Source organism: Achromobacter sp. GW823-FHT04E03 (genome assembly GCF_058796095.1).
This window is the reverse complement of record NZ_JBXAIJ010000003.1, coordinates 17,759-30,426: the sequence shown is the minus strand read 5'-3', so window position 1 is coordinate 30,426 and position 12,668 is coordinate 17,759. Positions and strand designations below refer to the sequence as shown.

At 66.4% G+C, this 12,668-nt stretch carries 7 protein-coding genes; 6 read left to right on the top strand and 1 reads right to left on the bottom strand.

The annotated features are described in order from the left end of the window. The first annotated feature begins 17 nt into the window (after nt 1-17). A complete protein-coding gene (hrpA, locus tag AC1RHV_RS19700; protein ID WP_175214047.1) occupies nt 18-3,947 on the top strand; it encodes an ATP-dependent RNA helicase HrpA in 3,930 nt (1,309 codons plus the stop codon). Between the two features lie 386 nt (nt 3,948-4,333). Here the strand turns inward: hrpA and lpxO are convergent, their stop codons facing one another. Beyond that, nucleotides 4,334-5,233 carry a lipid A hydroxylase LpxO gene (gene lpxO, locus AC1RHV_RS19695; protein WP_054451172.1) on the bottom strand — a complete coding sequence of 300 codons (900 nt, stop codon included), beginning with the start codon at nt 5,231-5,233 and terminating at the stop codon, nt 4,334-4,336. A gap of 140 nt (nt 5,234-5,373) precedes the next feature. Between lpxO and dnaE the strand changes: the two genes are divergently transcribed. Genes dnaE through AC1RHV_RS19670 form a run of 5 tightly spaced genes read left to right on the top strand, consistent with a single transcriptional unit; the run spans nt 5,374 to nt 12,665 of the window. Beyond that, nucleotides 5,374-8,868, top strand: a complete 3,495-nt coding sequence (gene dnaE, locus AC1RHV_RS19690; RefSeq protein ID WP_054451173.1) for a DNA polymerase III subunit alpha — start codon at nt 5,374-5,376, stop codon at nt 8,866-8,868. Beyond that, complete coding sequence (locus tag AC1RHV_RS19685; protein ID WP_054451174.1) at nt 8,865-9,965, top strand: glycosyltransferase family 4 protein; 1,101 nt, start codon at nt 8,865-8,867, stop codon at nt 9,963-9,965. The genes dnaE and AC1RHV_RS19685 overlap by 4 nt, the downstream gene beginning before the upstream one ends. Beyond that, complete coding sequence (locus tag AC1RHV_RS19680) at nt 9,962-10,810, top strand: polysaccharide deacetylase family protein (protein WP_119449140.1); 849 nt, start codon at nt 9,962-9,964, stop codon at nt 10,808-10,810. Before AC1RHV_RS19685 ends, AC1RHV_RS19680 begins: the two co-directional genes overlap by 4 nt. After that, complete coding sequence (locus tag AC1RHV_RS19675) at nt 10,807-11,559, top strand: glycosyltransferase family 2 protein (RefSeq protein WP_054451176.1); 753 nt, start codon at nt 10,807-10,809, stop codon at nt 11,557-11,559. Before AC1RHV_RS19680 ends, AC1RHV_RS19675 begins: the two co-directional genes overlap by 4 nt. Beyond that, complete coding sequence (locus AC1RHV_RS19670; protein ID WP_125473435.1) at nt 11,556-12,665, top strand: glycosyltransferase; 1,110 nt, start codon at nt 11,556-11,558, stop codon at nt 12,663-12,665. The genes AC1RHV_RS19675 and AC1RHV_RS19670 overlap by 4 nt, the downstream gene beginning before the upstream one ends. The last annotated feature ends 3 nt before the right edge of the window (nt 12,666-12,668 follow it).

Sequence of the window (12,668 nt, the reverse complement as noted above, 5' to 3'; positions counted from 1 at the left end):
AACCGGACTAATCGTACATGCCTGAATCCTCCAGCCCGCGTGCGCCCAAGGCCGCGGACGCGGCGGCTCCGGCGGCAGCGGCAGACGCGCAGAACGCGCGCCGCGCGCCGCGCCCCGAGCGGCCCATACCCGTGGTGACCTACCCCGAAGACCTGCCCGTCAGCGCGCGGCGCCAGGAGATCGCGCGCGCCATCGCCAGCCACCAGGTGGTGATCGTCAGCGGCGAAACCGGGTCGGGCAAGACCACCCAGCTGCCCAAGATCTGCCTGGAGCTGGGCCGCGGCCGCCAGAAGATGATCGGCCACACCCAGCCGCGCCGCCTGGCCGCGACGTCGGTGGCCAAGCGCATCGCCGAAGAGCTGAACACCCCCATGGGCGAGGTCGTGGGCTACCAGGTGCGTTTCAACGACCGCACCGGCCCCAACGCGTCCATCAAGCTGATGACGGACGGCATCCTGCTGGCCGAATCGCAGCGCGATCCGCTCTTGCGCCGCTACGACACCATCATCATCGACGAGGCGCACGAGCGCAGCCTGAACATCGATTTCCTGCTGGGCTACCTGAAGCAGCTGCTGCCCCGCCGCCCGGACCTGAAGATCATCATCACCTCGGCGACCATCGACGCCGAGCGCTTCGCCCGGCACTTCGGCGCTTCCGAGGACCGGCCCGCACCCGTCATCGAGGTGTCCGGCCGCCTGTACCCCGTCGAGGTCCGCTACCGTCCCGTGCGCGAGGAGCTCCCGGAAGACGAGGCCGCCCCGGCCAAGCCCGGCCGGGACCGCGAACGGATGTCGGGCGACGAAGAGCGCGACCTGATCGACGCCATCGTGGACGCGGTGGACGAGTGCGCGCGCCACGGCCCGGGCGACGTGCTGGTGTTCCTGCCTGGCGAGCGCGAGATCCGCGAATCCGCCGAGGCGCTGCGCAAGCGCCATCCGGCCGGCACCGAAGTCTTGCCGCTGTACGCGCGCCTGTCGCAGGCCGAGCAGGAGCAGATCTTCCATCCGCGCACCAATGCGCGGCGCATCGTGCTGGCCACCAACGTGGCGGAAACCTCGCTGACCGTGCCGGGCATCCGCTTCGTGGTCGACAGCGGGCTGGCGCGCATCAAGCGCTATTCCTGGCGCAACAAGGTCGAGCAGCTGCGCATCGAGCCGATCAGCCGCGCTTCGGCCAACCAGCGCGCCGGCCGTTGCGGCCGGGTCGGGCCGGGCGTCTGCATCCGGCTCTACGACGAGCTGGACTTCAACAACCGGGCGCCGTTCACGGACCCGGAAGTCCTGCGCTCGTCGCTGGCCTCGGTCATCCTGCGGATGAAGTCGCTGAAGCTGGACGACATCGAACAGTTTCCCTTCGTCGAGGCGCCTCCGGGCCGCGCGGTGGCCGACGGCTACCATCTGCTGCAGGAACTGGGCGCGATCGAACTGGCGTCGGCCTCGGACGACGACACGGACGCTTCCCGTACCGGCTCGTCCTTCGTGCTGACGCGCACGGGACATGAACTGGCCAAACTGCCGGTGGACCCGCGCATCGGCCGCATGATCCTGGCCGCGCGCGAACACCAGTGCCTCGCCGAGATGTTGATCATCGCCTCGGCCCTGTCGGTGCAGGACGCGCGCGATCGCCCCATGCAGGAACGCGAGGCGGCTGAAGCCGCGCACGCCAAGTTCGCCGACGACAAGTCCGAGTTCATCTCCTTCCTGAAGCTGTGGCGCTGGTACGGCGAGCAGGTGCAGCACAAGGCCTCGCAGCGCAAGCTGGTGGCCCTGCTGCGCCAGAACTTCCTGTCGCCGATCCGGCTGCGCGAATGGCACGACGTGCACACGCAGCTGGCCGCGCTGGTGGGCGAGCAGGGCTGGCGCCTGAACCAGACCGAGGCCACCTACGAGCAGCTGCACATGGCGCTGCTGTCGGGCCTGTTGGGCAATATCGGCTTCAAGAGCGACGAAGGCGGTCATTACCAGGGCGCGCGCGAGATCCGCTTCCATATCCACCCCGGTTCGCGGCTGGTGAAGAAGGCGGGGCGCTGGATCGTGGCGGCCGAACTGGTCGAGACCACGCGGCTGTACGCGCGTTGCGTGGCGCGCATCGATCCGGTGTGGCTGGAAAAAGTCGGCGCGCACCTGATCCGCAAGAACTGGTCCGATCCGCGTTGGGAAAAGAAGGCCGGGCAGGTGGTGGCCAATGAACGGGCCACGCTTTACGGGCTGACCATCTACACCGGCCGGCGCATCCAGTACGGCCGGGTCAATCCGACCCAGGCGCGCGAGCTGTTCATCCGTCAGGCATTGGTGCCGGGCGAGATCGACACGCGGCTGGCGTTCGTGGCGCACAACCGCAAGCTGATCGCAGGCATCGAAAAGCTGGAACATCAGACCCGCCGCCCGGACATCCTGGTCGACGACGAGCTGATCCACGCCTTTTACGACAGGCAACTGCCGGCCGACATTTCGCAGACGGCGACGCTGGAAAAGTGGGTGTCGGGGCTGGACAAGGCTGCCGCCGCCAAGCTGCTGCTGACGCGCGACGAACTGATGCGCCACGAGGCCGCGGGCGTCACGACCGATGTCTTTCCCAAGAAGGTGGAATGGCAGGGCGTGTCGATGGCGCTGGATTACCACTTCGAACCCGGTTCGCCGCGTGACGGTGTGACCCTGTCGGTGCCGCTGTTCGCGCTCAACCAGATCGATCCGGCGCGCTGCGAATGGCTGGTGCCCGGGATGCTGAAGGAAAAGGTGCACCTGCTCCTGAAGTCGCTGCCGCAGAAGCTGCGCCGCCACTGCGTGCCGCTGCCGGACTATGCCGCAGGCTTCTACGACCGCTGGTTCGAGCGCCAGGCCGACCCGCAGCAGGGGTTGGTCGATGCCATCATCGCCGACATGTGGGACCAGGTGCAGATCCGCCCAGCCGCGGCGGACTTCAAGCTGGAGACCCTGCCGGCCCACCTGTTCATGAACTTCCGGGTGGTGGATGAGCACGGCCGTATGCTGGCGGCCGGACGCAACCTGGCGCAACTGCGCGCCGAGTTCGGCAAGCAGGCGCAGGCCACGTTCCAGCAGTTGGCGGCAAGCGACACCCAGGTGGCCCAGGCGCTGGCGCACGAGAACCTGACCTCCTGGTCCTTCGGCCCCTTGCCGGAGATCATGGAGATCAAGCGGCGCGGGCAGTCGGTGATCGGCTATCCGGCGCTGGTGGACCGCGGCGCGCATTGCGACCTGGACGTGTTCGACGATCCGGACGAAGCGCGCAAGCACCACCGCGCGGGCTTGCTCAGGCTGTTCCGGCTGGGCTTGCGCGAGCAGGTGAAGTTCCTGGAAAAGAACCTGGCGGACCTGACCAAGATCAGCATGCTCTACATGACGCTGGGGACGCAGGAAGAGCTGCGCGACCAGATCATCGACTGCGCGCTGGGGCAGGCTTGCCTGGCCGATCCCTGGCCGGTCAACGAGCAGCAGTTCGAGGCCCGGCGGGCCGAGGGCAAGGGCCGGCTGGGTCTTTTGGCGCAGGAAGTGGCGCGGCTGGCGGGGGCGGTGCTGACGGAATGGGCGGCAGTGCAGCGCAAGTTGCCGCAGGCCAAGCCGCATGCTGCTGCCTACGCGGACTTGCAGGCGCAGCTGGGGGCGTTGATGCCCAAATGGTTCATCCGCGATACGCCGTATGCGCAGCTTGCGCATTTTCCGCGGTATCTGAAGGCGGTTCTGGCTCGCATCGACAAGCTGCGGGCGGATCCGGCCAGGGATGCCAAGCTGGTGGCGGAGATGGCGCCTTTGCTGACGCAGTATCAGCGGGCGCGGTCGGCGCTGAAAGGGGCGCCGGATCCGCGGCTGGATGAGTTCCGGTGGCTGCTGGAGGAGCTGCGGGTGGCATTGTTTGCGCAGGAGTTGCGGACGCCGATGCCGGTTTCTGTGAAACGGTTGATGAAGAGCTGGGAGTCGCTTAAGCGTTGATTGCTTTTGTGGTTTTTTCGCGGGCGGTGGTTTTTTCGTAGGCCGCCCGTCGGCGCAGGCGGCGTGGCGGCTCGCGCCCACGATTGCGGTCCGGAGCGTTCGCTCCGGACTACCCCGTCGTCATCGTCGTCACCGCCTGCGGCGGTTCCTTTCGATTCCCTCGGGCGCATCGAGGTTGCTCGCCGCCACGCCGCCCGCGCCGACGGGCTACGAGCGTCTTGGGGCGTCGCGATGTTGAAGCCGTGGGTGGGGAAGAGGTTTGCGGGGCCCGCCATTTTTGGCCGCCCGGGCGGCCAAAAGTGGCATACGCGGTGTCTTGCGTTGTGGCGGTGGGCGCTTGCGCGATCTGGCTGACGGGGGGCGCCCGGATGTCCGGGCGCCTTTTCTTACAGGGCCAGGAAGCCCACGACCACCAGGGCGATCAGGCCGTACTTGGTGGCCTTGTAGACATTGCGGTTCCAGGCCTTGAAGGCCTTGCGCTTCTGGTCGATGACCCAGTGGGCGTGGGTCAGCTTGTTGATGGCGCCGGTCTGGTCGCCGCCGTCGTTGGGCGAGCTGGCGGCGGACATGACGACGCGGCCGAACCAGCGGTTGAAGGCTTCGGCCCAGCGCCACTTCAGCGGGCGCTCCACGTCGCAGAACAGGATGATGCGGTTCTGGTCGGTGTGGTTGTAGGCTTCGTGCACGTAGGTTTCGTCAAAAACCACGCTTTCGCCGTCGCGCCAGCTGTAGTGTTCGCCGTCGACGATGATGTGGCAGCCGTCGTCGTTCGGGGTGACCAGGCCCAGGTGGTAGCGCAGGGACCCGGCGAACGGGTCGCGGTGCGGGTTCAACTGGCCGCCCGGCGGCAGTTCGGCGAACATCGCGGCCTTGACCTTGGGCAGGGTCTTCAGGATGGCGACGGTCTTGGGGCAGAGTTCTTCGGCGGACGGGTGGCGCGCGTCGTACCACTTCAGGTAGAAACGCTTCCAGCCGTACTTGAAGAAGGAATTGAAGCCGATGTCGTTATGAGTGTCGGCGGCCTTGATGCGGCGCAGCTCGGCCATCTGTTGGGCTTCTTCGCGGATCGTTTCCCAGTTGTCGTCCAGCACCTTGAGTTCGGCGATTTCGCTGGTCGTCAGGTAGGGCGTGGTGGGAACCCGCGAGGTCAGCACCATGAAGGCGTTGACGGGGGCTAGCAGTACGGAATGGTCCAGCAATTGGCGGCCCAGCGGCAGCTTGACGCGGCCGCGGAAGTGCGCAAACAGGATGGCGCTCAGCCAGATCCCGGGAATTAGCCATTTCATAGGTGAATCTCGTGCGTAAATCTCATGTCAACAATGGAAGATGACGTGCAACGTGTATTGTTACACAGGCGCTTGCGTAGTCCTTTGCGCGAGCGCACAGGCCTCGGCTTGGACCGCATTGACTAGGTACAATTCCCTTTATGTCCGAAGAAGCCGTAACGACCCCGTCCCCATTTGTTCACCTGCGCGTACACTCCGAATTTTCGGTCGTGGACGGCATCGTGCGCATCCCCGACCTCATCAAGCGCGTGGCCAAGCTGGGCCAGCCCGCCGTCGCCTTGACGGATCTGTCGAACCTGTTCGGCCTGATCAAGTTCTACAAGGGCGCGCGCGGCGCCGGCATCAAGCCGATTGCCGGCTGCGATGTCTGGCTGTCCAACGACGACGACCCCGCCAAGCCTTTCCGCTTGCTGCTGCTGGTGCGCAACCACCAGGGCTACCTCAATCTTTGCGAACTGCTGACCAAAGCCTTCCTGACGAACCAGGGCAAGGGCCGCGCCGAAATCCGCCGCGAATGGCTGCAGGGGCAGGAGGGCCTGATTGCCCTGTCGGGCGGGCGCGGCGGCGACGTGGGCCAGGCGCTGGACGCGGGCAATGCCGTGTCGGCGCTGGCGCTGGCGCGCCAGTGGGCGCACCTGTTCCCGGGCAGCTACTACATCGAGTTGCAGCGCGCCGGCATGGACGGCGACGAAGCCTACACCCAGGCCGCCATGCGCCTGGCGAGCGAGGCCGGCCTGCCGGTGGTGGCGACGCATCCGGTGCAATTCCTGGACGAATTCGAATTCCAGGCGCATGAGGCCCGCGTCTGCATCGCCGAAGGCGAAATCCTGGCCAACCCGCGCCGCGTGCGCCGGTTCAGCAAGGAGCAATACCTGCTCAGCTCCGAGGAAATGGCGCGGCGCTTCGCCGACGTGCCCTCGGCGCTGGCCAACACGGTGGAAATCGCCAAACGCTGCAACCTCAGCCTGGTGCTGGGCAAGCCGCGCCTGCCCAATTTCCCCACGCCGGACGGCGTGAGCCTGGACGACTACCTGGTCCAGCTGTCGGAAGAGGGCCTGGAAAAGCGCATGGCGTTCCTGTTCCCGGACGAGGCCGAACGCCAGTCCAAGCGCGAGCAGTACTACGAACGCCTGCGCTGGGAATGCAAGACCATCATCCAGATGGGCTTCCCCGGCTACTTCCTGATCGTGCAGGACTTCATCAACTGGGGCAAGAACAACGGCGTGCCGGTGGGTCCGGGCCGGGGTTCCGGCGCGGGCTCGCTGGTGGCCTATGCCCTGGGCATTACCGACCTGGATCCGATCCGCTACGACTTGCTGTTCGAGCGCTTCCTGAATCCCGAGCGGGTCTCCATGCCCGACTTCGATATCGACTTCTGCCAGGACAACCGCGAACGGGTCATCGACTACGTCAAGGAAAAGTACGGCCGAGCCGCCGTGAGCCAGATCGCGACCTTCGGCACGCTGGGCGCCAAGGCCGTGGTGCGCGACGCCGGCCGGGTGCTGGACATGCCGTACATGTTCTGCGACGGCCTGTCCAAGCTGATCCCGTTCAATCCGATGGATCCCTGGTCGCTCGAACGCACCCTGAAGGACGAGCCCGCCTTCAAGGACCGCTACGAGCAGGAAGAGGAAGTGCGCGCGCTGGTGGACCTGGCGCAGCCGCTGGAAGGCCTGACCCGCAACATCGGCATGCACGCCGGCGGCGTGCTCATCGCGCCGGGCAAGCTCACTGACTTCTGCCCGCTGTATTGCCAGCCCGGCCAGGAAAACAGCGCGGTTTCGCAGTTCGACAAGGACGACGTCGAGGCCGCCGGCCTGGTGAAGTTCGACTTCCTGGGCCTGCGCAACCTGACCATCCTGGACTGGGCCGTGCGCTACGTGCGGCAGTTCAACGAGGACAAGCGCGACTTCGACGTCATGGCCCTGGCGCTGGACGATCCGGCCGCCTACAAGATCCTGTGCGACGCCAACACGACCGCCGTGTTCCAGCTGGAATCGCGCGGCATGAAGGAACTGCTGAAGAAGCTGCGGCCCAACACCTTCGAAGACATCATCGCCATGCTGGCCCTGTATCGACCGGGGCCGCTGGAATCGGGCATGGTGGACGACTTCGTCAACCGCAAGCACGGCCGCGCCGCAGTGGATTATTTCCACGACGACCTGGAGAACACCCTCAAGAGCACCTACGGGGTCATCGTCTACCAGGAACAGGTGATGCTGATCTCGCAGATCATCGGCGGCTACTCGCTGGGCGGCGCCGACCTGCTGCGGCGCGCCATGGGCAAGAAAAAGCCCGAGGAAATGGCCAAGCACCGCGAATTGTTCGAGCAGGGCGCCAAGGAAAAGGGCCACGATCCGGACCTGGCGGTCAAGCTGTTCGACCTGATGGAGAAGTTCGCGGGCTACGGCTTCAACAAGTCGCACTCGGCTGCGTACGCGCTGATCTCGTACCAGACGGCCTGGCTCAAGGCCTACCATCCGACCGAGTTCCTGGCCGCGACCATGTCCTCGGACATGGACGACACCGACAAGGTCCAGATCTTCTGCCGCGACGCCCAGGACAACGGCGTCGAAGTGCTGCCGCCTGACGTCAATTTCTCGGGCTATCGCTTCGAGCCGGTCGCCGACAAGCACACTGAAAAAGGCAGGCCGCCGCGCACCATGCGCTATGGCCTGGGCGCCGTCAAAGGCACGGGGCAGGGCGCGGTCGAGGAAATCCTGCGCGCGCGCAAGGAAGCCGGCCCGTTCCAGAACCTGTTCGACTTCTGCCGCCGCGTCAATAAGCACGCCGTCAACCGGCGCACCATCGAAGCCCTGATCAAGGCCGGCGCGTTCGATACCATCGAGCCCAACCGGGCCGCGATGCTGGCTTCGGTGCCCACCGCCATGGAAGCCGCCGAGCAGGCGGCCCGCAGCGCCAACCAGGCCTCGCTCTTCGGCGACGACAGCGGCGACGTGGTGGCGGGCGAACTGGCCAAGGTCGCACCTTGGGACCTGCACAAGAAGCTGACGGAAGAAAAGTCCGCGCTGGGCTATTACTACAGCGGCCACCTGTTCGACGCTTGGCGCGACGAAGTGCGTCGCATCGTGCCGATGCAGCTGGTGCGGGTCGAGCCGCAGCGCGACCTGCAATGGATGTGCGGCGTGCTGGCCAGCGTGCGCGTCATGATGACCCGCCGCGGCAAGATGGTTTTCGCGGTGCTGGACGACGGCACCGCGCAGGTGGAAATCTCGGTCTTCAACGAGCTCTACGAAAAGCACCGCAACCGCCTGCGCGAGGACCAGCTCGTTATCGTCCAGGGCAAGGTCAGCAATGACGACTACTCCGGCGGCATGCGCATCGTCGCGGAACAGCTCTACGACCTGCAGCTGGCGCGCGAAGCCCGGGCCAAGTCCCTGCGCGTCAAGCTCAATGGCAGCGCCGACGCGGCGCGCCTGAGGCAGATGCTGAATCCGTTCCGGGCCGAACCCGAAAACGGCATTCCCGGCGTGCCGGTCGATATCGTCTATACCAAGAATAATTTCCTGTGCACGGTCCGCCTGGGCGAGGAGTGGCGCGTCCGCATGGCCGACACGCTGCTCGCCAACCTGAATGAATGGACCAAGCCGGATGGCGTGGAGGTCACCTATTGATGCCGATGCGTATCGTTCACTCGGAAGCCGCAACCAGCTTTGGCGGCCAGGAAGGCCGGATTTTCAAGGAGATGACCGCCATGCGCGCGCGCGGCCATCACATGGAAGCCATCTGCCAACCCAAGGCGCTCTTGGCTGAACGCCTGTCGGATGCCGGTTTTCCCGTGCACACCCTGGAAATGGATGGCGCGGTGAATTACCTGAAGGGCATCGCCACCATCCGTGGCATCCTGCGCGAAGGGCGCTTCGACGTGCTCAATACCCACAGCCGGCGCGACACGGTCATCGCGGCCGCCGCCGGCCGTCTGGCGGGGACGCCGCTCATCGTGCGGACCCGGCACCTGTCCAACAAGGTGGGGTCGCTATGGTCCTACACCTGTCTGCCGCACAGGGTCACGACGGTCAGTGACCATGTGCGCCAACACCTCATCGACCGCGGCGTGCCTGCTGGCAAGGTAGCCACCGTCTATTCCCCCATCGTGCTGCCGCCGCCCGTGGAACGCTCCACGTTGCGCGAAGAACTCGGCCTGGCCGATGACGACATCGTGGTCGGCTGCGTGGCCGTCATGCGCGCCACCAAGGGCCACAAGGACCTGATCGACGCGATCGCGCCGCTGATGGCCAGCCGGCCCAAGCTGCACCTGGTGTTCGTCGGCGGCGGTTCGCCGGTGTTCGAGCAGACCCAGGCCTATGTGGCCGAACTGGGCCTGCAGGACCGCATCCATCTGATGGGCATGCGGCGCGACGTGCCCAACCTGCTGGCCGGCTTCGATCTCTTCGCGCTGGCCACGCAGCAGGAAGCGTCCGGCACCGTCTACGTCGAGGCGCAGGCCAGCGGCCTGCCCGTCATCGGCACGGACGTGGGCGGCGTGTCGGAAATGTTCCGCGACGGCGAAACCGGCATCCTGGTGCCGCCCAAGAACCCCGAGGCGCTCACCGCCGCCCTGGTGCGCCTGATTGACGACGCCGGTTTGCGGCGGAGCATGGGCGAGGCCGGCCGCAAGATGGTCTGGGACGAGGGCGTGTTCTCGCCCGCCCGCCTGGCGGAAACCACCGAAGCCGTCTATGCCAAATGGCTGGCGGAGCGCGCGGGATGAATGCACCCAACGTTCCGGTGCTGATGTATCACCACGTCACGCCGGCCGGCGGCATGATCGCCGCCACGCCCGATGTGTTCGAGGCGCAGATCTCGCGCCTGGCCCGCGCCGGCTACCAGTCCTTGTCGGCCGATCAGTTCGCGGCCTACCTCGCCGGCGGCGCCGCGCCCGAACGCTCGGTGCTGATCACCTTCGACGACGGCTACCTGAACAACTGGGTGCATGCGCACCCGGTGCTGGCGCGCCACGGCATGCGCGCGGTGCTGTTCACGATCACCGGCTGGATCGGCGACGGGCCGGTGCGCCCGCATGCGGGCCAGGGCGTCCCCTTGCCCGCCACGCCCGACCACGACGCTTGCAAGCAACTGGTGGCGGCAGGCCGGACCGACGAGGCCATGTTGCGCTGGAGCGAGATCGAGGCCATGCAGGCGGCAGGCACGTTCGAATTCCATTCCCACACGCATACCCATACCCGCTGGGACAAGGTCTGCGGCACGGATGTCGACGCCAAGCGCGCCCGCATCGCCCAGGAATTGCAGGATTCCCGCGAGACGCTGACAAGCCGCCTCGGCTCGGTCAGCGACCACCTCTGCTGGCCGCAAGGCTATTTCGACGCGGACTACGTGGCCGCGGCGCGGGCCGCCGGGTTCCGGCACTTGTACACTACCGACCCTTTCGGCCAGAACACCCCCGGCGCGGACCCCGAACACATCTATCGTTTCGCGGTGCGCAACCAGGGCGGCTCCTGGCTGAACCGGCGCATCTGGCTGTCGCGCGATCCCTTCTGGGGGCCGCGCTTTCATGCCTGGAAAGCCTGGAAAAAGCGTCTCAGGAATCGCGGATGAAGCTATCTGTCATCATCATCACCAAGAACGAGGCGGCCAACATCGCCGCCTGCCTCAAGTCCGTGGCGTTCGCCGATGAATTCATCGTGGTGGACTCGGGCAGCACCGACGGCACCGTCGAAGTCGCGCGAGCCCTGGGTGCGAGGGTTGAAGTCACCCCGGACTGGCCCGGCTTCGGGCCGCAGAAGAACCGCGCGCTGGATCTGGCCACGGGCGACTGGGTGCTGTCCATCGACGCCGACGAGCGCGTCACGCCGGAACTGGCCCAGGAAATCCAGGAAGCGCTGCGCGCGCCGCGCGCCGATGCCTACGAGATCGCGCGCCTGTCGAATTTCTGCGGCCGCGACATCCGCCACAGCGGCTGGTGGCCCGATTACGTGCTGCGCCTGTTCAAGCGCGGCACGGCGCGGTTCAACGACGTGGCCGTGCATGAACGCGTGGTGCCGGCCAATGGCAAGCCGCTGCAGATGCGCGGCTATTTCCACCACTATCCCTACGACAACCTGGATGCGCTGATCACCAAGGTCAACCGCTATTCGTCCGATGCCGCCGCCATGATGTACGCCAAGGGCCGGCGCACCTCGGTCTTCGGCGCGCTGGGCCATGGCTTCTGGACCTTTGTGCGGATCTACCTGATCCGGCGCGGCTTCCTGGACGGCAAGCACGGCCTGGTGCTGGCCGTCGTCGCCTCGGCCGGCAGCTTCTTCCGCTATTCGAAGCTGATGTTCCTGGCCGAGAAGAAGAAGTGAAGATCCTCTACACCAACTTCCACGGCGGTAACGGCGGCGGACACGTCACCTACATCATCAATCTGGCCAAGGCCCTGTCCAAGGACCACCAGATCACGATCGCGGCGCCGGCCACCAGCCGCCTGTACCGCTACGCCAAGGCGATTCCGGGCGTGACGGTGGAGGACATGCAATACACCACGCGGCCTTCGTCCTGGTTCAAGGACCGCGCGCAGTTGCGCCGGCTGATCAAGGCCGGCGGTTTCGACATCATCCACGCCAACGGCTCGGCCGACCACAAGCAGGTCATGCTGGCCACGCTGGGCATGCGCCGCCGCCCGCGCATCGTCTTCACCAAGCACAACGACCATCCGCTGGCGAGCCTCGGCCACAAGTTGCGGGTGGCGCTGGCCACCGACCATGCCATCGCGGTCAGCGACTACGTCCATGGCCTGATGCAGCAATCGCCGTATGGCAAGCGTCCCATCACCACCATCCGCCACGGCATCGACACCAATTTTTTCGCGCCGCCGCCGCCGGAAAGCCTGGACAAGCTGCGCGCCATCTTCTTCGGGCCCGACTGGCAGGGCAAGCTGCTGCTGGGCAGCGCGGGAGGCACCGACTACGACAAGGGCTGGCTGGACCTGGTGGCAGCGGTCGCCGCCTTGCCGCCGGAGGACCGCAAGCGCGTGCTGCTGATGGTGGCGGGCGATCCGCCCAACGAGGCCAAGCTCGCCCGGGTGCGCGAGTTGGGCATGATCGACCAGGTCCGTTTCCCCGGTCTGCTCGATGACGTACGGGCGGCGCTGGCGTCCTGCCATGCGGGTTTCGTGCTGTCCTACCGCGAAGCCCTGTCGTTCGCCTGCCGCGAGATCATGGGTTTGGGATTGCCCGCCCTGGTCAGCGACGCGGGCGGACTGCCCGAGAACGTCACCGATGGCGTCGACGGCTGGATCGTGCCCGCGCGCGACGTGCCCGCCATCACGGCCAAGCTGCGTTTCATGCTGGACCATCCCGATGCCGTGCGCGCCATGGGCGCCCAGGCACGGGAAACCAGCCTGCGGGACTTCAATCTGGAACGTTTCGCCGCCGCCACACTGGACGTATACCGACGCGCGCTGGGATAAGGC

Coding starts and splice junctions, on each gene's coding strand:
- hrpA (WP_175214047.1), top strand. CDS start 18: ATGCCTGAATCCTCCAGCCCGCGTGCGCCCAAGGCCGCGGACGCGGCG.
- lpxO (WP_054451172.1), bottom strand. CDS start 5,233: ATGAAATGGCTAATTCCCGGGATCTGGCTGAGCGCCATCCTGTTTGCG.
- dnaE (WP_054451173.1), top strand. CDS start 5,374: ATGTCCGAAGAAGCCGTAACGACCCCGTCCCCATTTGTTCACCTGCGC.
- AC1RHV_RS19680 (WP_119449140.1), top strand. CDS start 9,962: ATGAATGCACCCAACGTTCCGGTGCTGATGTATCACCACGTCACGCCG.
- AC1RHV_RS19675 (WP_054451176.1), top strand. CDS start 10,807: ATGAAGCTATCTGTCATCATCATCACCAAGAACGAGGCGGCCAACATC.